Genomic DNA, 20,383 nt, shown 5'->3' on the forward strand with positions numbered 1-20,383 from the left:
AAACTTTGACTACGCGATGTTGGTTACGCTCCCTTGATTAAGCTATTTGAAAAAAGCTATCGCTTGATCAAAGGCGCTCATCGCTCGCCGATCCTTCTATGCCGCGAAACCCGCGACCCAACAAATACTGCTCCCTGGAACGGTCTCGTGACGACAACGGTTTGCGCATCTGCACCTTGTCGAACAGCTTGCGGATGTCCTTGTGGTACACATCGAAGCCCTCACCCTGGAAGACCTTGATCAGGAAATCGCCACCAGGACGCAGCACGCGGCCGGCCAGATCCAGCGCCAGCTCACAAAGGAACATTGCGCGCGGCATGTCCACGGCGCTCAATCCACTCATATTGGGGGCCATATCGGAAATCACAAGGTCGACCTGCGTATTACCAACAGCTTCGAGGATCTGAGCGAGCACTTCGTCCTGGGTGAAATCACCCTGGATGAAGGTCACGTCGGGGATGCTGTCCATTTCCAGGATGTCCGATGCAATCAAACGGCCCTGACCACCAATCAGACGACTGGTCACCTGCGACCAGCCACCTGGCGCTGCACCCAGGTCGATCACCGTCATGCCAGGACGGATGATCTTGTCCTTCTCCTGAATCTCGAGAAGCTTGTAACTGGCGCGGGAACGGTAACCGTCCCGCTGCGCCATTTTGACGTACTTGTCGTCGAAGTGTTCTTTAAGCCAGTTATGGCTGGTTTTGGAACGTGCCACGGAGCACCTCAAAAAATTAGGACGAGTCGCGATTAACCGGGCGGTCCCGGACTCGCTCGGGTAAACTGGCCGCCGCTTTTTACAAGATCAGACGCAGAGGTCAGATTATGCCGCTCACTCAAGAGCAGAAGAAACAATACAAATCCATTGGTCACCATCTGAAACCGGTGTTGATGGTGGCGGACAATGGTCTGACTGAAGGTGTGTTGGCCGAACTGGAGCGCGCGTTGGGCGATCACGAGTTGATCAAGATCAAACTCAACATCCTCGACCGCGAGAGCCGCCTGGCAGCCATCGCTGAACTGTGCAAAGTCGGTAAGGCCGATCTGGTGCAGGTGATCGGCAAAATGGCGCTGATTTACCGCAAGAACCCGAAGGTAAACAAGCAGCTTTCCAACGTCCACCGCTTCAACTGATCCTGTCGGGTCAGGGCGAATAAGCGCTGACCTTCCGACTCGGCGCTCACCTGGAAAGATGAGCGCAGACTCGGTCAGACCGGACATGCGACCGCCGGTTCGAAAGGTCAGTCAATGACCTTCGAACCCGCTGGCTGAATCACCACCCGCGCAAAGCGGGTGTCGATCATCAAACGTGACGCACTTCCACGATTTCGTACTCAATCACACCGCTCGGTGTTTTCACAGCGACGACATCGCCTTCTTCCTTGCCAATCAACGCGCGAGCAAGCGGCGAACCCACCGAGATCTTGCCCAATTTGAAGTCAGCTTCGTCCTCACCCACGATGTGGTAGGTGACGCGCTCGTCCGTCTCAACGTTCGCGATTTCGACAGTGGTGCCGAAGATCACTTTGCCGGTGTGAGGGATCGTAGTGACGTCGATGATCACCTGATTCTGGATTCGGCCTTCGATGTCGCGAATGCGCGCTTCGACCATGCCCTGCTGTTCGCGGGCGGCATGGTATTCCGCGTTTTCCTTGAGATCGCCCAGCTCACGCGCAGTCCCGATGTCCTGGCTGAGTTTGGGACGAACGACCTTGGTCAGGTGTGCGTGTTCTTCTTCCAGGGCGCGAGCGCCCTGAACGGTCATTGGGTACTTGATCATGCTTTGAGTCCTGCGTGTAGATCCTGCAAGCGGCGCACGGTTTTTTCAGGGCCGAACTTCAGCGCTTCACAGATGGCCTCGCCCGCGGCAATGGTCGTGGTGCAGTAAATCTTGTGCTGCAGGGCATTGCGGCGAATAGAGTAGGAGTCGGCGATCGACTGACGACCTTCAGTGGTGTTGATGATCAGCGTGACTTCGTCATTCTTGATCATGTCGACCACGTGTGGACGGCCCTCGGTCACCTTGTTGACGCGGCGAACTTTCAGACCAGCCTCTTCGATCAGACGTGCAGTGCCGGCGGTTGCAACGATGTCGAAGCCCAGCTCGATCAAGCTGCGTGCAACACCTGCCACCAGGGGCTTGTCGTCATCACGCACGCTGATGAACGCCGTGCCGCCAGTTGGCAGCACTTCGCTGGCGCCCATCTGGGCTTTCGCGAAAGCTTCGCCGAAGGTGTCGCCAACCCCCATGACTTCGCCCGTCGACTTCATCTCTGGGCCGAGGATCGGGTCTACACCCGGGAATTTGGCAAATGGGAACACCGCTTCTTTCACGCTGAAGAAGTTCGGGATGATCTCTTTGGTGAAGCCGAGTTCTTTCAGGGTTTTGCCGGCCATGACGCGAGCCGCAATCATCGCCAGCGAGACACCGATGCACTTCGAAACGAACGGTACCGTACGCGAGGCGCGCGGGTTCACTTCGATGACGTAGATGTCTTCACCCTGCAATGCCAACTGCACGTTCATCAAACCGACAACGCCGAGCTCGAGGGCCATTTTCTTGACCTGCTCACGCATTTCGTCCTGGATGTGGGCAGGCAGCGAATACGGTGGCAGCGAGCATGCCGAGTCACCCGAGTGAACGCCGGCCTGTTCGATGTGCTGCATGATCGCGCCGATTACCACGTCGGTACCGTCGCAAACCGCATCAACGTCCATCTCGATGGCGCAGTTGAGGAAGTGGTCCAGCAGCACCGGGCTGTCGTTGGACACTTGAACCGCTTCACGCAGGTAGCGCTTGAGTTCGTCTTCTTCGTAGACGATCTCCATCGCACGGCCGCCCAGTACGTAGGACGGACGAACCACCAGCGGGTAGCCGATCTTCGCCGCGGCCCGAATGGCTTCGTCTTCGCTGCGCACGGTAGCGTTTGGCGGCTGACGCAGGTTCAGTCGCTCGACCATTTGCTGGAAGCGCTCGCGGTCTTCTGCACGGTCAATGGCGTCCGGGCTGGTGCCGATGATCGGCACGCCTGCCGCTTCCAGTGCGCGCGCCAGTTTCAGAGGCGTCTGGCCGCCGTACTGAACGATCACGCCTTTCGGCTTCTCGACGCGGACGATTTCCAGCACGTCTTCCAAGGTCACCGGCTCGAAGTACAGACGGTCGGAGGTGTCGTAGTCGGTCGATACGGTTTCCGGGTTGCAGTTGACCATGATGGTCTCGTACCCGTCTTCACGCAGCGCCAGTGCAGCGTGGACGCAGCAGTAGTCGAACTCGATGCCCTGGCCAATGCGGTTCGGGCCGCCACCCAGAATCATGATCTTGTCGCGATTCGTCGGATTGGCTTCGCACTCTTCCTCGTACGTGGAGTACATGTACGCGGTGTCGGTCGCGAACTCGGCAGCGCAGGTGTCGACGCGCTTGTAGACCGGCAGCACGTCCAGCTTGTGACGGTGCGTGCGCAGGTTTTTCTCGGTCACACCGACCAGCTTGGCCAGGCGTGCATCGGAGAAGCCCTTGCGCTTGAGGCGATACATCAGGTCGCGATCAATTGCCGAAAGACCGAGGGTCTTGACCTTCTCTTCGTCCTTGATCAGATCTTCGATCTGCACCAGGAACCAAGGGTCGATCATGTTCATGCCGAAAATTTGTTCAACTGTCATGCCGGCACGGAAAGCGTCGGCGACGTACCAGATGCGCTCGGCACCCGGAACCGTCAGTTCGCGCTTGAGAATGCTCATGCTTTCCGGATTGCTCAGGTCCAGCTTCGGATCGAGACCGCTGACGCCCACTTCAAGGCCGCGCAGGGCTTTCTGCAGGGATTCCTGGAAAGTGCGGCCGATGGCCATGACTTCGCCGACCGATTTCATTTGAGTGGTCAGACGCGCATCGGCCTTGGCAAACTTCTCGAACGCAAACCGTGGCAGCTTGGTGACAACGTAGTCGATCGATGGCTCGAACGACGCCGGGGTCTTGCCGCCGGTGATTTCGTTCTGCAACTCGTCCAGCGTGTAGCCGACAGCCAGCTTGGCTGCCACTCGCGCGATCGGGAAGCCGGTAGCCTTGGAGGCTAGCGCAGAGGAGCGAGAGACACGTGGGTTCATCTCGATCACGACCATGCGGCCGGTGTCCGGGCAGATACCGAACTGAACGTTCGAGCCGCCTGTTTCGACGCCGATCTCGCGCAGGACCGCCAGCGAGGCATTACGCAGAATCTGGTATTCCTTGTCGGTCAGGGTCTGCGCTGGCGCGACCGTGATGGAGTCGCCGGTGTGGACACCCATCGGGTCGAAGTTTTCGATGGAGCAGACGATGATGCAGTTGTCCTTTTTGTCGCGGACAACTTCCATTTCGTATTCTTTCCAACCGATCAGCGACTCGTCGATCAGCAACTCTTTGGTCGGCGACAGGTCGAGACCGCGGGCGCAGATTTCTTCGAACTCTTCACGGTTGTACGCGATGCCACCACCGGTGCCGCCCATGGTGAAGGATGGACGAATGATGCACGGGAAGCCCAGCTTTTCGAGGACCGCATTGGCCTCTTCCATGCTGTGGGCGATACCGGAACGCGGGCACGCCAGGCCGATGGATTTCATGGCCTTGTCGAAACGCGAGCGGTCTTCAGCCTTGTCGATGGTGTCGGCATTGGCGCCGATCATTTCAACGCCGAACTTCTCCAGAACGCCTTCGCGCTCCAGGTCCAGCGCGCAGTTCAGTGCGGTCTGGCCGCCCATGGTTGGCAGCAGCGCATCGGGGCGTTCTTTTTCGATGATCTTGGCGACGGTCGCCCATTTGATCGGCTCGATGTAGGTCGCGTCCGCCATGGCCGGGTCGGTCATGATGGTAGCCGGGTTCGAGTTGACCAGAATGACGCGGTAACCCTCTTCGCGCAGGGCCTTGCAGGCCTGGGCGCCGGAGTAGTCGAATTCGCAGGCCTGGCCGATCACGATCGGGCCAGCACCAAGAATCAGGATGCTTTTAATGTCTGTACGTTTTGGCATGGGTTGTCACTCGAATCCTGTGTCAGTCGGCAAGCCGTCTTGAACATCTCAGGTGCCGGGCGGGCTGTCGGATCTGATCCGGCCCGCCGCGGTCACCTGCTCGCTACAGTCGCAAGGCAGCCTTAGCGGCGCTTGTCCATGGCTGTGATGAAGCGATCGAACAGCGGCGCGACGTCAGTCGGGCCCGGGCTCGCTTCAGGGTGACCCTGGAAGCTGAACGCGTCTTTGTCGGTGCGCTCAATGCCCTGCAGGCTGCCATCGAACAGCGACTTGTGAATCGCGCGAACGTTGCTTGGCAAGGTCGCTTCGTCCACCGCAAAACCGTGGTTCTGGCTGGTGATCATGACCACGCCGGTGTCCAGGTCCTGAACCGGGTGGTTGGCGCCATGGTGGCCCAGATCCATCTTGATGGTCCGAGCGCCGGAAGCGAGCGCCAACAGCTGGTGGCCCAGGCAGATACCGAACACCGGAATGTCGGTCTCGAGCACATCCTTGATCGCTTGAATGGCGTAGTCGCAGGGTTCCGGATCGCCAGGGCCGTTGGAGAGGAAGATGCCGTCAGGCTTGAGCGCCAGCACTTCACTGGCAGGGGTTTGCGCAGGTACGACCGTCACACGGCAACCACGCTCGACCAGCATGCGCAGGATGTTCAGTTTGACGCCGTAGTCCCAGGCAACCACGTGGTACTTCAAGTCCGCTGCGGCAACTTCGGGACTGCTGTCGGACTGCAGGTTCCAGACCGTGGAGCGCCATTCGTAGGTCTCTTTGGTGCTGACTTCCTTGGCGAGGTCCATGCCCTTCAAGCCAGGGAATGCTCGCGCTGCTGCAATAGCGGCTTCTTCGGAGATGTTGTCGCCGGCCATGATGCAGCCGTTCTGAGCGCCCTTCTCGCGAAGAATGCGCGTCAGGCGGCGGGTATCGATGCCCGCGATCGCAACGGTTTTATTGGCCTTCAGATACTCGGCCAGTGGCATCTTGTTGCGCCAGTTGCTGGCAACCAGCGGCAGGTCGCGAATCACCAGGCCCGCCGACCAGACGCGGTCAGACTCGGCATCTTCCGGCGTTGTGCCGGTGTTGCCGATGTGCGGGTAAGTCAGGGTGACGATTTGCTGGGCATAGGAAGGATCGGTAAGAATTTCCTGATAGCCGGTCATTGCGGTGTTAAACACCACTTCACCAACGGTTTGACCGTCGGCACCAATGGCTTCGCCGCGAAAAATGCTGCCATCAGCAAGGGCGAGTATGGCTGGCTTAGTCAAGAAGACCTCCCGTAATAAAGCCTGAAAGGGCGATCGCAGGTTGTAAAAAAGCGGAATGACGTATAGACACGTCACCCCGCTTTTTTCGTAGAATTATCTGCGCGCTTTTAGTGGACACACTAAAGCTGTAGCTTACAGAAAGAGGTCTTTTTAATCCACCGCTAAAATTGCCCTGAGGGCTGGGGAGTGCGACGGACGTCGCGTAGCGGGTGCGTAACGGCTAATAACTGCGGGCAGGATACAGGTAAAGCCCTTCTCCTGCCCGCATTGTCGCTTGTCACATCTCGGACGCCGAAAGACTCAGCGCAGATCAAGTACATCCTGCATGTCGTAAAGACCCGGCGCCTTGCCATCTAGCCACAGCGCGGCACGCACTGCGCCCTTGGCGAAGGTCATGCGACTGGACGCCTTGTGCGTAATCTCCAGACGCTCACCCTCGGCGGCGAACAGCACAGTGTGATCACCTACGACGTCACCGCCGCGGACCGTGGCGAAGCCGATCGTCTCGCGCTCACGAACACCGGTGTACCCCTCACGACCGTAGACGGCAACCTTGCTCAAGTCACGCCCAAGGGCATTGGCAACCACCTCACCCATGCTGACCGCCGTACCCGACGGCGCGTCGACCTTGTTGCGGTGATGAGCTTCGATGATCTCGATGTCCGAATCTTCACCCATCACTCGCGCCGCCAGATCCAGCAGCTTGAACGACAGGTTCACACCCACACTGAAGTTGGACGCGAAAACCACGGGAATTTCCCGACTCGCTTCCACCAGCAGATGCTTTTGTTCGACGCTCAAGCCGGTAGTACCAATGACCATCGCCTTGCCCGCCTTACGGCAGAACGCCAGGTTTTTCAGCATGACGTCCGGCAATGTGAAGTCGATCAAGACGTCGAACTCGTCGGCAACCTGCTCCAGATTACCGGTCAACTGAACACCGATGCGCCCCAGCGATGCGAGTTCGCCGGCGTCGGCACCAATCATCGTGCTGCCGGGACGAACGATTGCCGCCGTCAGTCCGGTGAGCGGCGCACGGTCCTGCACCGCCTCGATCAGGTTCTTGCCCATGCGCCCGGCGGCGCCCATCACAGCAATGCGTCGCATGCCCTGCCCCTTAGAGATCGCCGAAGAAGCGCTTCACGCCTTCGAACCAGCCGCTGGCCTTGGGCGAATGAGAACTGTCGCCTTCAAGGGTGGCACGGAACTCTTCGAGCAGCTCGCGCTGGCGACGACCCAGGTTCACCGGGGTCTCGACGGCCACACGGCACATCAGGTCGCCGGCGCCGCCGCCACGAACAGGAGCAACGCCCTTGCCGCGCAGACGGAACTGCTTACCGGTTTGCGTGCCTTCCGGGATCTTCAACTTGACGCGACCGTCCAGCGTCGGCACTTCCAGCTCGCCGCCCAGTGCAGCGTCGGTGAAGCTGATCGGCACTTCGCAATACAGATGCTTGCCGTCGCGCTGGAAAATCGCGTGTTCGCGTACATTGATGACAACGTACAGGTCGCCAGTTGGACCACCTTGCGTCCCTGCCTCGCCTTCGCCTGACAGACGAATACGGTCGCCGGTATCGACACCTGGCGGCACCTTGACCGACAGCGTCTTGGACTCTTCGACACGGCCTTCGCCATGGCAGGAGTCACAAGGGTCGGAAATGATCTTGCCGTTGCCGTGGCAACGCGGGCAGGTCTGCTGAACAGAGAAGAAACCCTGCTGCATGCGCACCTGGCCGATGCCGCCGCATGTCGGGCAGGTCACCGGGGACGAGCCCTTTTTAGCGCCGCTGCCATCGCACGGCTTGCAGTTGACCAGTGTCGGTACACGGATGCTGACAGTCGTGCCGCGCACTGCTTCTTCAAGATTCAATTCGAGGGTATAGCGAAGGTCGCTGCCACGCTGGGCACCACCGCGACCACCGCCGCCGGCGCGACCGCCGCCGAAGAAGTCGCTGAAAACATCACCGAAGATGTCGGAGAAGTTGGCGCCACCGCCGCCGAAACCGCCGCCGCCCATGCCCTGATCGACACCGGCATGGCCGTATTGGTCGTAGGCCGCGCGCTTGCTGGCATCGGAAAGCACTTCGTACGCTTCGTTGGCTTCTTTGAAGGCGTCTTCCGAAGCCTTGTCACCCGGGTTGCGGTCAGGGTGATATTTCATGGCGAGACGGCGATACGCCTTTTTCAGGTCCGCTTCGCTGGAGCCACGCTCCACGCCCAGTACTTCGTAATAATCACGCTTTGACATAAATTTTCCGCACTCTTGAGGACGTCCGGCATGACCCTCCTGAGTCTGCCGAACTCGTTGAGCCCCTTTCAGGCCCGGACCCAACTCACGTCAATTCAACGATCCTGGTCTTGGTTCAACGGCCTTTGATCGACCGAGGAAAGCGGCTGAACAAGCCGGAGTGCAGGAGCATCCGGCTTTGCCACAAAGCCCGCGATACGGGATCGCGCGCTTGAAAATTTTGGGTGTTCCAGACACGCCAACGCGGGAGCAAGCTCCCGCGCGGCGACATCCTACCAGCGACCACCAGAAAGCGGTCAACCGGCGATCAAGTGAGCCTGCGCTTACTTGTGGTCTTTTACTTCTTCGAACTCGGCGTCAACGACGTCGTCAGCAGGCTTGCTTTCTTCCTGAGCGGCCTGAGCACCGCCTTCAGGTTTTTCGGCCTGCTCGGCGTACATCTTCTGAGCAACCGGCGCGGAGACCTTCGACAGCTCTTCGATCTTGGCGTCGATGGCAGCCTTGTCGTCGCCTTTAACAGCGGCTTCAAGAGCAACCAGTGCAGCTTCGATAGCGGTCTTCTCTTCCGCGGTGACTTTGTCGCCAGCGTCGGAGATCATTTTGCGAGTCGAGTGAACCAGCGCATCGCCCTGGTTGCGGGCAGAGGCCAGCTCTTCAAACTTGCGGTCTTCGTCCGAGTTCGCTTCAGCATCGCGAATCATCTGCTGGATTTCTTCGTCCGACAGACCAGAGTTGGCCTTGATCACGATCGACTGAGTCTTGCCCGTCGCCTTGTCTTTCGCGCCGACATGCAGAATGCCGTTGGCGTCGATGTCGAAGGTCACTTCGATCTGAGGCACGCCGCGTGGTGCTGGTGGAATCTCGGCCAGGTCGAACTTGCCCAGGGACTTGTTCTGAGCCGCTTGCTTACGCTCGCCCTGCAGCACGTGAATGGTCACTGCGCCCTGGTTGTCGTCGGCAGTCGAGAACACCTGCGATTTCTTGGTAGGAATCGTGGTGTTTTTCTCGATCAGCGCGGTCATCACGCCACCCATTGTTTCGATACCCAGCGTCAGCGGGCTGACGTCCAGCAGCAAAACGTCTTTCACGTCGCCCGCCAGTACTGCACCCTGGATAGCTGCACCCATGGCAACGGCTTCGTCAGGATTGACGTCTTTACGCGCTTCTTTACCGAAGAACTCGGTGACCTTCTGCTGAACCAGCGGCATGCGGGTCTGACCGCCGACCAGGATCACGTCGTTGATCGCGCCGATGTCGATACCGGAGTCTTTCAGCGCAATGCGGCAAGGCTCAATGGTGCGCTGAACCAAGTCTTCAACCAGCGATTCCAGCTTGGCGCGCGAGATCTTCACGTTCAAGTGCTTAGGACCGGTGGCATCTGCAGTGATGTAAGGCAGGTTCACGTCGGTCGAATTGCTCGAAGACAGCTCAATCTTCGCTTTCTCGGCAGCTTCTTTCAGACGCTGCATCGCCAGCGGATCACCTTTCAGGTTCATGCCGGATTCTTTCTTGAATTCGTCAACCAGGTAATCGATCAGGCGGATGTCGAAGTCTTCACCACCCAGGAAGGTGTCGCCGTTGGTGGCCAACACTTCGAACTGGTGCTCGCCATCGACTTCAGCGATTTCGATGACCGAAACGTCGAAAGTACCGCCACCCAGGTCATAAACGATGACGGTGTGATCGCCCTTCGCTTTGTCCATACCGTAAGCCAGCGCAGCTGCGGTTGGTTCGTTGATGATGCGCTTCACGTCCAGACCGGCAATACGACCGGCGTCTTTGGTGGCTTGACGCTGGCTGTCGTTGAAGTAAGCCGGAACGGTGATGACCGCCTCTGTAACAGCCTCGCCGAGATAGTCTTCGGCGGTTTTCTTCATCTTCTTCAGGATTTCAGCCGAAATCTGAGGAGGGGACATTTTCTTGTCGTTGACTTCAACCCATGCATCGCCGTTGTCAGCCTTGGCGATTTTGTAAGGCACCATCTTGATGTCTTTCTGCACGACTTCTTCGTCGAACTTACGGCCGATCAGACGCTTAACCGCGTACAGGGTGTTGTGCGGGTTGGTCACTGCCTGACGCTTGGCCGATTGACCTACAAGGATCTCGCCATCGTTGGCATACGCGATGATCGACGGGGTGGTACGAGCGCCTTCGGCGTTCTCGATCACCTTGGCTTTACCGTTTTCCAGAACCGAGACGCAGGAGTTGGTGGTCCCCAGGTCGATACCGATAATCTTGCCCATTTTTGACTCTCCCGAAACTTAAATTTGGTTGCCGCAACTGCATTTACAAATTGCGGTAATTCTTAAACGCTTGGCCTGTAAATGGGGGCCGCTCAGCTAATTTCAAGCCTGCTCGTCAATAGACGGCGAAACAGGCGATGGCGCCTTGCTGACCACGACCATGGCCGGGCGCAGCAAGCGGCCATTGAGCTGATATCCCTTCTGGAACACCTTGAGTACGCTATTCGGCTCCACGTCAGCGCTTTCCTGCATCGCCATCGCCTGATGGTGCTCGGCGTTGAACGGCTGGCCATGAGGGTCAATGGCTTCAAGGTTGTAGCGTTTGAGCGTGTCGTAGAACATTTTCAGCGTCAGTTCGATGCCTTCACGCATCGGCCGTATGCTCTCGTCATCCGAGCTGGACAAGTCCAGACCACGCTCAAGGCTGTCAACGATCGGCAGCAGATCGCTGGCAAACTTCTCAAGCGCAAATTTGTGCGCCTTCTCGACGTCTTGCTCGGCACGGCGGCGGACGTTCTGCAGATCCGCAGCCACACGCAGAGACTGGTCCTGCGCCGCTTTCAGCTGCTCTTCAAGGACTTGCACACGCGTTGCCAGATCATCTTGAGAAGTCGCCGTGTCGGCAGCCTGATCCTGAGCCTGCATGTCCGGGTTCTGTTCGTCAGCCATAAATTCTCTCCTTCTAATTACATCCGTGAGCTCAACTCACGCCTCTGCCCAGCTATATGGGGTCGTAATTCTCGGGTTCAAGGGTTTAGGTGCAGGATCGGCTGAATAACCCTACAAATGTTCTGACATGGGTTCGGTGGCCACGCGCGATGGCGAAAAGCAGGATTGATGCTAAAAATGGGCGATGACCTTTCAAATCGAGCTAAGGCCGGGCATTGTCAGCCCAAAGCAAAACACTGTATAAATAACCAGACAAATTGTTTGGGAGCCGCTCTGATGCTGGTCCACCTGTCCATACATAACTACGCCATCGTTGAACATCTCGATCTCGAACTTGATCGCGGCATGAGTGTGATCACCGGGGAAACCGGGGCCGGCAAGTCGATCATGCTCGACGCGCTCGGCCTCACGCTGGGCGATCGCGCCGACAGTGGCGTGGTAAGGCCAGGTGCCGACAAGGCAGACATTCTGGCGACCTTCGACGTGTCGGATATCCCTGAAGCCAGCGCATGGCTGAAGGAGCGAGACCTCGAAACCGACGGTCCCTGCATTCTGCGCCGCGTCATTACTGCCGAAGGCCGATCACGCGCCTATATAAACGGGACGCCTTGCCCCCAGGGGGACCTGAAAGCCCTTGGCGAGCTGGTGATCGATATTCACAGCCAGCACGAGCATCAGTCGCTGCTGAAGACCGATACCCATCGGCGCTTGCTGGACGAATACGCGGGCGCCACCGACCTTGCACGTCAAGTGCAACTGGCCTCCCAGCGCTGGCGGCAAACGCGCCAGGAGCTTGAGCGCCTTTCCAACTCCGGCGACGAGCAGCGTGCCAAGCATCAGTTGCTGAGCTACCAACTTGAAGAGCTGGAAAGCCTGAGCCTCGGCGAAAACGAGCTCGAACGGCTGGAACAGGAACACACCACGCTGACCAATGCCGAAAGCTTGCTGGGCATCTGCCGGCAAGTTGTGGAGCTGTGCAGTGAAAGTGACTCCGGCAATGCGCTGAACGCATTGACCGCCAGCCTTAATCGACTCAGCAGCGTGAACAACACGCCAGATGCGTTGAATGAAGCGACCAACCTGCTCTCCAGTGCGCAGATTCAGGTTGAAGAGGCTGTCGGCGAGATCAATCGTTTCCTCGATCGCTTCGAAGCGGACCCCGCCCGCCTGCAGCAAATTGAAGAACGCCTCGACACCATCTATACGCTGGCACGCAAACACCGCGTGCAGCCTACTGAAGTTGCAGCGCTGCACCAGAAGTTGCTCGACGAGATCGAAACCCTCAACGCCAACGACGAAGCGATCGAGAGACTGGAACACGAGGTAGGTTCCTATGCGCGGCATTATCAAGAGAAGGCGCGCGAGCTGAGCGACCTGCGTCACCGTGCTGCGCCGGAACTGGCCCACAAGGTCGAGCACGAAATTCAGCGGCTGGGTATGCCGGGCGGACGCTTCAATATCGAGCTGCGCGAGAACGTAGACAAAGAGCTGTCTCCCAACGGGCTGGAGCAGGTTGAGCTGCTGGTCAGCGCCAACCCGGGTCAGCCGCTCAAGGCGCTGGCGAAGGTGGCGTCGGGTGGGGAACTCTCTCGGATCAGTCTGGCGATTCAAGTGATCACCGCACAGACATCTCGGGTTCCGACGCTGGTGTTTGACGAAGTGGACGTCGGTATCGGCGGCCCTACCGCTGAAATCGTCGGCCAATTGCTGCGTCGTCTTGGCGAACGCGGCCAGGTCATGACCGTTACGCACTTGCCGCAAGTCGCCGCTCAAGGGCATCAACACCTTTTTGTACATAAAGTCCGGGAAGCAGACGTGACGCGTACAGCGGTGTCCAAGCTGAGCAAGAACGAGCGAGTGGAGGAAGTGGCGCGAATGCTGGGCGGTATCGATCTGACCAAAGAGTCGCTCGCACACGCCAAGAAGATGGTGGTCGCGTCCAAATCTTGATGATCTTTACGGCTTAACCCGGGCGGCGCGGATCTGGCAGCATCCCCTGATCGCAAACTGCAGAAACAACAAAGGCGACCCGAGGGTCGCCTTTGTCGTACTTCACAAAAGGCTTACACCTTTTGCTTGCGTACGTAGAGCACCAGATTGTGGTCAACCAGCTCGAAGCCGTGCTTGCTCACAATGGCTTTTTGCAGCTTTTCGATTTCCTCGTCGAAGAACTCGATGACCTCACCGGATTCCACGTTGACCATGTGGTCGTGGTGGCCTCCGTCAGCCAGTTCGAATACCGCGTGGCCGCCGTCGAAATTGTGGCGAACCACCAACCCGGCTGCTTCGAACTGAGTCAGAACTCGGTAAACCGTTGCCAGACCGACGTCTTCGTTGGCCTCCATCAGCGCCTTGTAGACGTCCTCCGCGCTCATGTGACGCTGCTGCGCAGAATCGAGCATTTGAAGGATCTTGACCCGCGGCAGGGTCACTTTAAGTCCGGCTTTGCGTAGTTCGCTATTTTCAACCATGGTCAGCTTTCTCGCAGACGCTGCTTCGCAGCTTCTCTTAATGCAGGTATGATCGGGGTTTACGTTGTCCCAGCCAAGATAGTGGAAGTCGCCCACCGATGCAAAACACCAAGCTCTTGCTAACCAGTTTCACCTTCGTGGGACTGCTCGCACTCGCCGGTTGTTCATTCCCCGGGGTTTATAAAATCGACATCCAACAGGGCAATGTCGTCACGCAGGACATGATAGACCAGTTGCGCCCGGGAATGACCCGTCGGCAAGTAAGGTTTATCATGGGCAACCCCTTGCTGACCGACACCTTCCACCCTGAACGCTGGGACTATCTGTACAGCCTGCAGCCTGGTGGTGGCGAACGCCAGCAGGAACGCGTCAGCCTGATCTTCAATGGCAATGACCAGCTGGCGAGCCTGTCCGGTGACTTCAAGCCGGGTGTCAGCCGCGACGAGGCCATTCTCGGGAAGAGCAGCGACACGACTGTCACCCCCGAAAACCAAGGGACGCAGCCGCCGAAGGAAGAGCCACCGAAGCCTGGCTCATTGCTTGAGCAGATTCAGAACGACGTCGACAAGGTCGAAACCGTGCCCGTTCCTTCCCAGGAACCACTGGACACAAACCCGCGCTGATTCACCGCTTCCTTCTGAAATCAGCCTTATAAAAAAGCCCGGAAATTCCGGGCTTTTTTTACGTCTCTCAATCAAGCCGATGAGAAAATTAAATCGGTTTTTGCGCCTTTCTCGCCTCAGCTGCTTTTAAAGCACGCAGACGGCGCACCTCTTTCGGATCAGCCAGCAACGGGCGATAGATCTCAACCCTGTCGCCGGCTTCCACCTCACGCTGCTCCGGGTCGCCCACGAGCTTGCCGAAGATGCCTAACGGGCACTGTGCGATGTCCAGCCCATGAAAGCGCTCGGCCATACCCGATGCAATAGCCGCAGCGCGGACCGATGTTCCGACGGGCACGTCCAGCGCCAGCAACTCCTGGCGGTCGACGACGGCATAGACCACCTCGACGCGGATCGTTAGCTCAGCCATGCAACTCTTTGGCTCGCTGGCAGAAAGCATCAACCAAGGTGTTGGCGGCCTGATTGAACAGCGGACCCAGTGTCGCGCGGACAATCGAACCGCTGTAGTCGAACGACAGGTCGAGGCTGATCTTGCAGGCCTTTTCATTTAGGGCCTTGAAGGTCCAGACGCCGTGAAGCTGACTGAAAGGCCCCTCCTCCAGATTCATCTCGATGGTTTGCCCCGGCGTCAGCGTGTTGCGAGTAACGAAGTGCTGGCTCAGGCCGCCCTTTGCAATCTCGACACGCGCACGCATTGAGGTATCACTCTGCTCAAGCACGGTGCCGGCGGAACACCACGGCAGAAACTCGGAGTAGCGACTCACGTCGTTGACCAGGTCATACAGCGCCTGGGCGGGATATGGCAAAAGGGCGGAACGTTGAATATGCGTAGTCATGTCAGCGTCATTTCCAAAGCTGAGCGGCAAAGACAACCACAATGCCGATCGGCGCCACATAGCGCATCAAAAAGAACGTTAAAGCGAACAGAACCGGGCTGCGTACCGACAACTCGTCGCGCACCGCACCGCGTCCCATCACCCAACCTGCGAATACCACAAAGCACAATCCACCCAGCGGAAGCATGATCCGTGAGGTGAAGAAATCGATGACGCCGAAGAAATCCAGCCCCGACGACGCTCCCCACTGATAGAGGTGGAAGCCGCCGCCTTCGTTCACGAAGAATTTGGCCTGCTTCCAGATGTTGAACGAGAAAACCGTCCCGAGGCCGACGAACCAGCAGATGAACGATAGCCAGAACGTCACCCAGCCGCGGCGAACTTTTGTGCGCTCGACCAGATACGCGACCATGGGTTCGAGCAAGGAAATGGCCGAGCTCCAGGCCGCGACCGCGACAAGGATAAAGAACACCACGCCCATGACCGTACCGAAGGCGACGTTACCAAATGCATACGGCAGCGTAACGAACATCAGGCCCGGCCCTTCGCTTGGGTTCAGACCCGCCGCGAACACAATCGGAAACAATGCGAGGCCCGCCAGCAGCGACACGAAGGTGTCGAGCAATGCCACGCCCACCACCGTCGCGCTGATCGAGGCCTCTTTGGTCATGTAGGCGCCGTAAATCATGATCGAACCGACGCCCACACTCAGCGAGAAAAACGCATGCCCCATGGCCGGGAGCAAGCCATCGAGCAGCTTCTCGGGGGTGAAGTCGAACATGAAATGCACGCCTTCCATGAAGTGCCCGGTGGTCAGGCTATAGCCCAACAGAATCACCATCAGCACAAACAGCAACGGCATCAGGATACGCAGGCTGCGCTCGAGGCCGGCGTTCACGCCCTTGGCGATGGTGATTGCCGACAGCAACATGAATAACGTATGCCAGCCGACCAGACGCCAGGGATCGGCAATCATCTCGCCAAAATAGGCACCGACACCGTCAGGCGTTACGCCTCTGAAGTCGCCCTTGCCGACATCAATGATGTACTCGAGCGACCAGCCACCGACGACGCTATAAAAAGAAAGGATCAATAGCGCGGTGACCATGCCGGCGAAAGCGCCCCATGACCACTTTGACGAATGCCCCGCTTCCAGGGCCAGCGTACGCAGCGCGTTGGCCGGACTCTGCCGTGCGCGTCGCCCGATAAGCGTCTCGGCGATCATCACCGGAATCCCGATCAGGGCGATGCACGCCAGAAACACCAGCACAAACGCGCCGCCGCCGTAGACGCCGACCATGTAGGGGAATTTCCAGATGCTGCCCAACCCTACGGCAGAGCCGGTGGCCGCCAGGATAAACACCCAGCGACTGGCCCAACTCCCGTGAACCGAAACCTTGTCCGTCGACATCGTTGACACGTCCAACACGCAAAAAAGATCGCGCATTGTCCGGGATTCACTCCACCTGCTCAAGCACACAGCTTCAGCGCGCGAGCCCATAGCCGAGACGCCCGTTGATCCCTATAATGCGTCGCCTATGGCTAAGCTCAAGAAACATCCCACAGGGACCATCGCGCAAAATAAAAAGGCGCGTCACGATTACTTCATCGAACACAAGTTCGAGGCCGGTCTGGTCCTGGCTGGCTGGGAAGTAAAAAGCCTGCGTGCCAACAAGGTGCAGCTGGTTGACAGTTACGTGTTGCTCAAAGACGGTGAGGCCTGGCTGATGGGTAGCCATATCTCGCCACTGACGACAGCCAGTACCCACGTCATCGCTGACCCGACACGCACCCGTAAACTGTTGCTCAACAAGCGCGAGCTGGAAAAGCTGACGTCGTCTGTTCAGCAAAAAGGCTATGCCTGCGTGGCCCTTGCCCTTTACTGGAAGCAGCACTTGATCAAGTGCGAGATTGCTCTGGGCAAAGGCAAGAAGGAATACGACAAGCGCGATACCGAGCGCGAACGCGACTCCAATCGCGAGCTGCAACGCGCAGTGCGGAACAAGGGCAAGGAAGACTGATTCAGTCTTTCCGGCCGCTTAGAAACGCCGCTCTAACCGGTGGCGCACGGTCCGCGATGGGTCGGGCGCCGTGCAGCATCTTTAAATCCGGTTGCGCCGTTCAGCCCGCGCCGTGCGCTGCACTTGCTGGCGCACTTCTTCCAGCACCTCCTGCACGTACAGCAAATGGCGGCTCGACACTTCTCGAGCATCGTCTGCCCGCCCTTCGATTATCGCCAGGTACAACTCACGATGCTGATCAATCAGCATGTCGCGGGTTTCTGCGCGCTGTTTGTACATGCCGCCGATGTTGGTGACCACGCTGCGCCGCAGCAGATCGAACAGGCCGCGAATGGTGTGCAGCAACACAGCGTTATGGCTGGCTTCGGCGATGGCGAGGTGGAAACTGGCGTCTGCTGCGCCCTCCTCCGCACGACTCACTTCCTCCGCGCGGCTGTAGCAGTCCTGAAGAGCATCGAACGCCTCGCGCAGCCGCAGCCGATCAACATCCGTCGCGCGTATGGCTGCGTAGTAGGCGCAGGAGGCTTCCAGGGTATGGCGGAACTCAAGCAGGTCGCGCTGGGCGTCCGGGCTGCTTTCCAACAGATGAAGCAGTGGATCGCTGAACGTGGACCCAAGACTGTCGACCACGTAATTGCCGCCGCCTTGACGGCTGATCAACAGCCCTTTGGCCGTCAGCTTTTGAATCGCCTCACGCAGCGAAGGGCGCGACACGCCGAACTGCTCGGCCAGCGCTCGCTCAGCCGGCAGACGACCGCCAGAGCGCAACGTGCCCTCCAGAATCATCCTTTCCAACTGCTCGACAATATCGTCGGACAAGCGGCGCTGACGCACCTGATCAAAGCCCATAACCCTTCACTCCACAACCCGGCTGCCCCGCCTGACCTGGCCGCGGGGTGCATATTCTCGCTGATCGCGATCAGACATTCACCCGGCAGATGCAGGAGAAATCTCCCTCTCAGGCGAAGTGCGGATGAAATCCGGGCGAGCTGCTACGAAAGTTTACGCGTCATAAATTGACACACCGTCAGCAAGGCTTCTAACCTAGCGCCAAGACATTGTAAATTGGTATTACCAATTTACAATGCCGGCGAGGGATGGCTTATCACTGTCCCACGCTGCAGGCACTTCCCGACGGCGGAACGCTTGAGCTGGTGAGCTGTGCGACTCGTTCGTCAGCGCCGGCAGGCCGACAGATACGTAGTTGTCACCTGCAGGAGCCGCGCACGTAAGACATGGACACCGGGCCTAACCAAAAACAATTAGGGGCCTCATACATGCAAACCTGGCAACAGCTCTACACACCTCTCGGCGGCTTGGGCCTTTCGGCGCTGGTGGCTGTCATTCCGATCGTTTTCTTCTTTCTGGCGCTGGCGATCTTCCGGCTCAAGGGGCACGTCGCGGGGGCCATCACGCTGCTGCTCGCCATACTGATCGCGATCTTCGCGTTCCAGATGCCTGCCGACATGGCCGTCGCGTCCGCCGGCTACGGTTTCCTCTACGGCTTGTGGCCCATCGCGTGGATCATTATTGCCGCAGTGTTTCTCTACAAACTGACGGTCAAAAGCGGTCAGTTCGAGATCATTCGCAGCTCGGTCATGTCGATCACCGATGACCAGCGCCTGCAGGTCTTGCTGATCGGATTCTGCTTCGGCGCGTTCCTGGAAGGCGCGGCAGGCTTCGGCGCACCGGTGGCCATCACCGCAGCGTTACTCGTTGGCCTGGGATTGAACCCGCTGTATGCCGCCGGCCTCTGCCTGATCGCCAACACCGCACCGGTGGCGTTTGGCGCATTGGGCATCCCGATCATCGTGGCCGGTCAGGTGTCCGGTCTCGACCCGTTCAAGATCGGCGCCATGGCCGGTCGTCAATTGCCACTGTTGTCGGTGTTCGTGCCGTTCTGGCTGATGTTCATGATGGACGGTGTGAAAGGCGTCAAAGAGACCTGGCCAGCGGCTCTAGTCGCGGGCGGCAGCTTCGCCATCGTGCAATTTCTGACCTCTAATTTCATTGGCCCGGAACTGCCTGACATTACCTCGGCGCTGGTCAGCCTCGTGTCCCTGACCTTCTTCCTGAAAGTCTGGCAGCCAGCCCGCGCGGCCGATGCAAAAATCGTCGGTGCGTCCGGCGGTGCTGCGGTCATGGGCGGCGGCGCCGGTAATGCGGGCGGTTTTGGTCAGCCGCGCACCACCAAAAAATCGCCGTACTCGGCAGGCACCATCATCAAGGCATGGTCGCCGTTCCTGATCCTGACTGTCGTCGTGACGATCTGGACGCTGAAGCCGTTCAAGGCGCTGTTCGCTGCGGGCGGTCCGCTGCAGGCACTGACCATGAACTTCCCGGTGCCGCACCTGGATCAACTGGTTATGAAGATGGCGCCGATTGTCGCCAACCCGACCGCCATGCCGGCGGTGTACAAGTTCGACCTGCTCGCGGCATCGGGCAGCGCGATCCTGATCTCGGCGATTCTGGCGATGATCGTGCTGCGCATTACACCTAAAACAGGTTTGGTCACGTTCAAAGAAACGCTGATCGAATTGCGCTGGGCCATCGTGTCCATCGGCATGGTGCTGGCCTTCGCCTTCGTCATGAACTACTCCGGCATGTCCTCGACGCTCGCATTGGTCCTCGCCGGGACTGGCAGCGCCTTCCCGTTCTTCTCGCCATTCCTCGGCTGGCTCGGGGTGTTCCTGACAGGCTCCGACACCTCGTCGAACGCCCTGTTTGGCTCGCTGCAGGCCACCACGGCACACCAGCTGGGCGTCAGTGACGTGCTGATGGTTGCAGCCAACTCCAGCGGCGGCGTGACCGGCAAGATGATTTCCCCGCAATCAATCGCGGTGGCCTGCGCGGCAACCGGGCTGGTGGGTAAAGAATCCGACCTGTTCCGCTTCACCCTCAAGCACAGCATTTTCTTCGCCACGATCGTTGGCTGCATCACTTACGCCCAGGCGTACTGGTTCACCGGCATGCTGGTTCATTAATCAGACGAGCGCCAGGCGTGCTGCTTGCGCG

18 protein-coding genes are annotated in these 20,383 nt (G+C 58.7%); 5 read left to right on the forward strand and 13 right to left on the reverse strand.

The window, feature by feature from the left end:
* Positions 1 to 67: 67 nt before the first annotated feature.
* Positions 68 to 718 (reverse strand): 23S rRNA (uridine(2552)-2'-O)-methyltransferase RlmE, encoded by a 651-nt coding sequence (gene rlmE / locus QMX88_RS05210; protein WP_065987607.1) that lies wholly within the window; start codon positions 716 to 718, stop codon positions 68 to 70.
* 107 nt (positions 719 to 825) lie between these two features.
* Between rlmE and QMX88_RS05215 the strand changes: the two genes are divergently transcribed.
* The gene (locus QMX88_RS05215) at positions 826 to 1,134 is read left to right on the forward strand and encodes a YhbY family RNA-binding protein (protein WP_074888472.1); all 309 of its coding nucleotides are present in this window, start codon (positions 826 to 828) and stop codon (positions 1,132 to 1,134) included.
* Between the two features lie 169 nt (positions 1,135 to 1,303).
* Here the strand turns inward: QMX88_RS05215 and greA are convergent, their stop codons facing one another.
* From greA to grpE, 7 genes are all read right to left on the reverse strand, one after another.
* Positions 1,304 to 1,780, reverse strand: a complete 477-nt coding sequence (greA, locus tag QMX88_RS05220) for a transcription elongation factor GreA (RefSeq protein WP_122535420.1) — start codon at positions 1,778 to 1,780, stop codon at positions 1,304 to 1,306.
* A complete protein-coding gene (gene carB / locus QMX88_RS05225) occupies positions 1,777 to 4,998 on the reverse strand; it encodes a carbamoyl-phosphate synthase large subunit (RefSeq protein WP_282366994.1) in 3,222 nt (1,073 codons plus the stop codon). The genes greA and carB overlap by 4 nt, the downstream gene beginning before the upstream one ends.
* Positions 4,999 to 5,120: 122 nt before the next feature.
* Positions 5,121 to 6,257 (reverse strand): glutamine-hydrolyzing carbamoyl-phosphate synthase small subunit, encoded by a 1,137-nt coding sequence (gene carA, locus QMX88_RS05230; RefSeq protein WP_192173311.1) that lies wholly within the window; start codon positions 6,255 to 6,257, stop codon positions 5,121 to 5,123.
* 300 nt (positions 6,258 to 6,557) lie between these two features.
* Positions 6,558 to 7,364, reverse strand: coding sequence for a 4-hydroxy-tetrahydrodipicolinate reductase (gene dapB / locus QMX88_RS05235; protein WP_192173312.1), 807 nt, complete (start codon positions 7,362 to 7,364; stop codon positions 6,558 to 6,560).
* Positions 7,365 to 7,374: 10 nt separating this feature from the next.
* The gene (dnaJ, locus tag QMX88_RS05240; RefSeq protein ID WP_192173313.1) at positions 7,375 to 8,505 is read right to left on the reverse strand and encodes a molecular chaperone DnaJ; all 1,131 of its coding nucleotides are present in this window, start codon (positions 8,503 to 8,505) and stop codon (positions 7,375 to 7,377) included.
* Between the two features lie 323 nt (positions 8,506 to 8,828).
* Complete coding sequence (gene dnaK / locus QMX88_RS05245; RefSeq protein ID WP_192173314.1) at positions 8,829 to 10,748, reverse strand: molecular chaperone DnaK; 1,920 nt, start codon at positions 10,746 to 10,748, stop codon at positions 8,829 to 8,831.
* A 102-nt stretch (positions 10,749 to 10,850) separates the two neighbouring features.
* Positions 10,851 to 11,417: a nucleotide exchange factor GrpE gene (grpE, locus tag QMX88_RS05250; protein WP_282366996.1), complete on the reverse strand. Its 567-nt coding sequence runs from the start codon at positions 11,415 to 11,417 to the stop codon at positions 10,851 to 10,853.
* 276 nt (positions 11,418 to 11,693) lie between these two features.
* Between grpE and recN the strand changes: the two genes are divergently transcribed.
* Complete coding sequence (gene recN / locus QMX88_RS05255) at positions 11,694 to 13,367, forward strand: DNA repair protein RecN (protein WP_192173315.1); 1,674 nt, start codon at positions 11,694 to 11,696, stop codon at positions 13,365 to 13,367.
* Positions 13,368 to 13,480: 113 nt separating this feature from the next.
* On the opposite strand, the gene fur is transcribed toward recN, so the two are convergent.
* Complete coding sequence (gene fur, locus QMX88_RS05260; RefSeq protein WP_065987616.1) at positions 13,481 to 13,888, reverse strand: ferric iron uptake transcriptional regulator; 408 nt, start codon at positions 13,886 to 13,888, stop codon at positions 13,481 to 13,483.
* 98 nt (positions 13,889 to 13,986) lie between these two features.
* Between fur and QMX88_RS05265 the strand changes: the two genes are divergently transcribed.
* Positions 13,987 to 14,511, forward strand: coding sequence for an outer membrane protein assembly factor BamE (locus QMX88_RS05265; RefSeq protein ID WP_074888447.1), 525 nt, complete (start codon positions 13,987 to 13,989; stop codon positions 14,509 to 14,511).
* An 88-nt stretch (positions 14,512 to 14,599) separates the two neighbouring features.
* On the opposite strand, the gene QMX88_RS05270 is transcribed toward QMX88_RS05265, so the two are convergent.
* The 3 genes from QMX88_RS05270 to QMX88_RS05280 are packed head-to-tail and all read right to left on the reverse strand — an operon-like array spanning position 14,600 to position 16,758.
* Entirely contained in the window at positions 14,600 to 14,920 is a 321-nt protein-coding gene (locus QMX88_RS05270) for an RnfH family protein (protein WP_282367002.1), read from the reverse strand.
* Positions 14,913 to 15,347, reverse strand: a complete 435-nt coding sequence (locus QMX88_RS05275; RefSeq protein ID WP_133776812.1) for a type II toxin-antitoxin system RatA family toxin — start codon at positions 15,345 to 15,347, stop codon at positions 14,913 to 14,915. Before QMX88_RS05275 ends, QMX88_RS05270 begins: the two co-directional genes overlap by 8 nt.
* Positions 15,348 to 15,354: 7 nt before the next feature.
* Positions 15,355 to 16,758 carry a sodium-dependent transporter gene (locus tag QMX88_RS05280; protein WP_282367005.1) on the reverse strand — a complete coding sequence of 468 codons (1,404 nt, stop codon included), beginning with the start codon at positions 16,756 to 16,758 and terminating at the stop codon, positions 15,355 to 15,357.
* Between the two features lie 127 nt (positions 16,759 to 16,885).
* Here QMX88_RS05280 and smpB point away from each other — a divergent pair, with 127 nt between their 5' ends.
* Entirely contained in the window at positions 16,886 to 17,368 is a 483-nt protein-coding gene (gene smpB, locus QMX88_RS05285; RefSeq protein ID WP_065987620.1) for an SsrA-binding protein SmpB, read from the forward strand.
* A gap of 81 nt (positions 17,369 to 17,449) precedes the next feature.
* On the opposite strand, the gene QMX88_RS05290 is transcribed toward smpB, so the two are convergent.
* Positions 17,450 to 18,217 (reverse strand): GntR family transcriptional regulator, encoded by a 768-nt coding sequence (locus QMX88_RS05290; RefSeq protein WP_192173318.1) that lies wholly within the window; start codon positions 18,215 to 18,217, stop codon positions 17,450 to 17,452.
* 428 nt (positions 18,218 to 18,645) lie between these two features.
* Here QMX88_RS05290 and QMX88_RS05295 point away from each other — a divergent pair, with 428 nt between their 5' ends.
* A complete protein-coding gene (locus QMX88_RS05295) occupies positions 18,646 to 20,352 on the forward strand; it encodes a lactate permease LctP family transporter (protein WP_282367008.1) in 1,707 nt (568 codons plus the stop codon).
* The last annotated feature ends 31 nt before the right edge of the window (positions 20,353 to 20,383 follow it).

This window comes from Pseudomonas sp. PS02290 (assembly GCF_029960075.1).
In the GTDB taxonomy this organism is placed as follows: domain Bacteria; phylum Pseudomonadota; class Gammaproteobacteria; order Pseudomonadales; family Pseudomonadaceae; genus Aquipseudomonas.

What these genes read in the sequence shown, in the direction of transcription:
- greA (WP_122535420.1), bottom strand. Translation starts at nt 1,780, where the DNA reads ATGATCAAGTACCCAATGACCGTTCAGGGCGCTCGCGCCCTGGAAGAA.
- QMX88_RS05295 (WP_282367008.1), top strand. Translation starts at nt 18,646, where the DNA reads ATGCAAACCTGGCAACAGCTCTACACACCTCTCGGCGGCTTGGGCCTT.
- dnaJ (WP_192173313.1), bottom strand. Translation starts at nt 8,505, where the DNA reads ATGTCAAAGCGTGATTATTACGAAGTACTGGGCGTGGAGCGTGGCTCC.
- recN (WP_192173315.1), top strand. Translation starts at nt 11,694, where the DNA reads ATGCTGGTCCACCTGTCCATACATAACTACGCCATCGTTGAACATCTC.
- QMX88_RS05215 (WP_074888472.1), top strand. Translation starts at nt 826, where the DNA reads ATGCCGCTCACTCAAGAGCAGAAGAAACAATACAAATCCATTGGTCAC.
- QMX88_RS05270 (WP_282367002.1), bottom strand. Translation starts at nt 14,920, where the DNA reads ATGGCTGAGCTAACGATCCGCGTCGAGGTGGTCTATGCCGTCGTCGAC.
- carB (WP_282366994.1), bottom strand. Translation starts at nt 4,998, where the DNA reads ATGCCAAAACGTACAGACATTAAAAGCATCCTGATTCTTGGTGCTGGC.
- dnaK (WP_192173314.1), bottom strand. Translation starts at nt 10,748, where the DNA reads ATGGGCAAGATTATCGGTATCGACCTGGGGACCACCAACTCCTGCGTC.
- QMX88_RS05290 (WP_192173318.1), bottom strand. Translation starts at nt 18,217, where the DNA reads ATGGGCTTTGATCAGGTGCGTCAGCGCCGCTTGTCCGACGATATTGTC.
- QMX88_RS05280 (WP_282367005.1), bottom strand. Translation starts at nt 16,758, where the DNA reads ATGTCGACGGACAAGGTTTCGGTTCACGGGAGTTGGGCCAGTCGCTGG.
- QMX88_RS05265 (WP_074888447.1), top strand. Translation starts at nt 13,987, where the DNA reads ATGCAAAACACCAAGCTCTTGCTAACCAGTTTCACCTTCGTGGGACTG.
- dapB (WP_192173312.1), bottom strand. Translation starts at nt 7,364, where the DNA reads ATGCGACGCATTGCTGTGATGGGCGCCGCCGGGCGCATGGGCAAGAAC.
- grpE (WP_282366996.1), bottom strand. Translation starts at nt 11,417, where the DNA reads ATGGCTGACGAACAGAACCCGGACATGCAGGCTCAGGATCAGGCTGCC.
- smpB (WP_065987620.1), top strand. Translation starts at nt 16,886, where the DNA reads ATGGCTAAGCTCAAGAAACATCCCACAGGGACCATCGCGCAAAATAAA.
- fur (WP_065987616.1), bottom strand. Translation starts at nt 13,888, where the DNA reads ATGGTTGAAAATAGCGAACTACGCAAAGCCGGACTTAAAGTGACCCTG.
- QMX88_RS05275 (WP_133776812.1), bottom strand. Translation starts at nt 15,347, where the DNA reads ATGACTACGCATATTCAACGTTCCGCCCTTTTGCCATATCCCGCCCAG.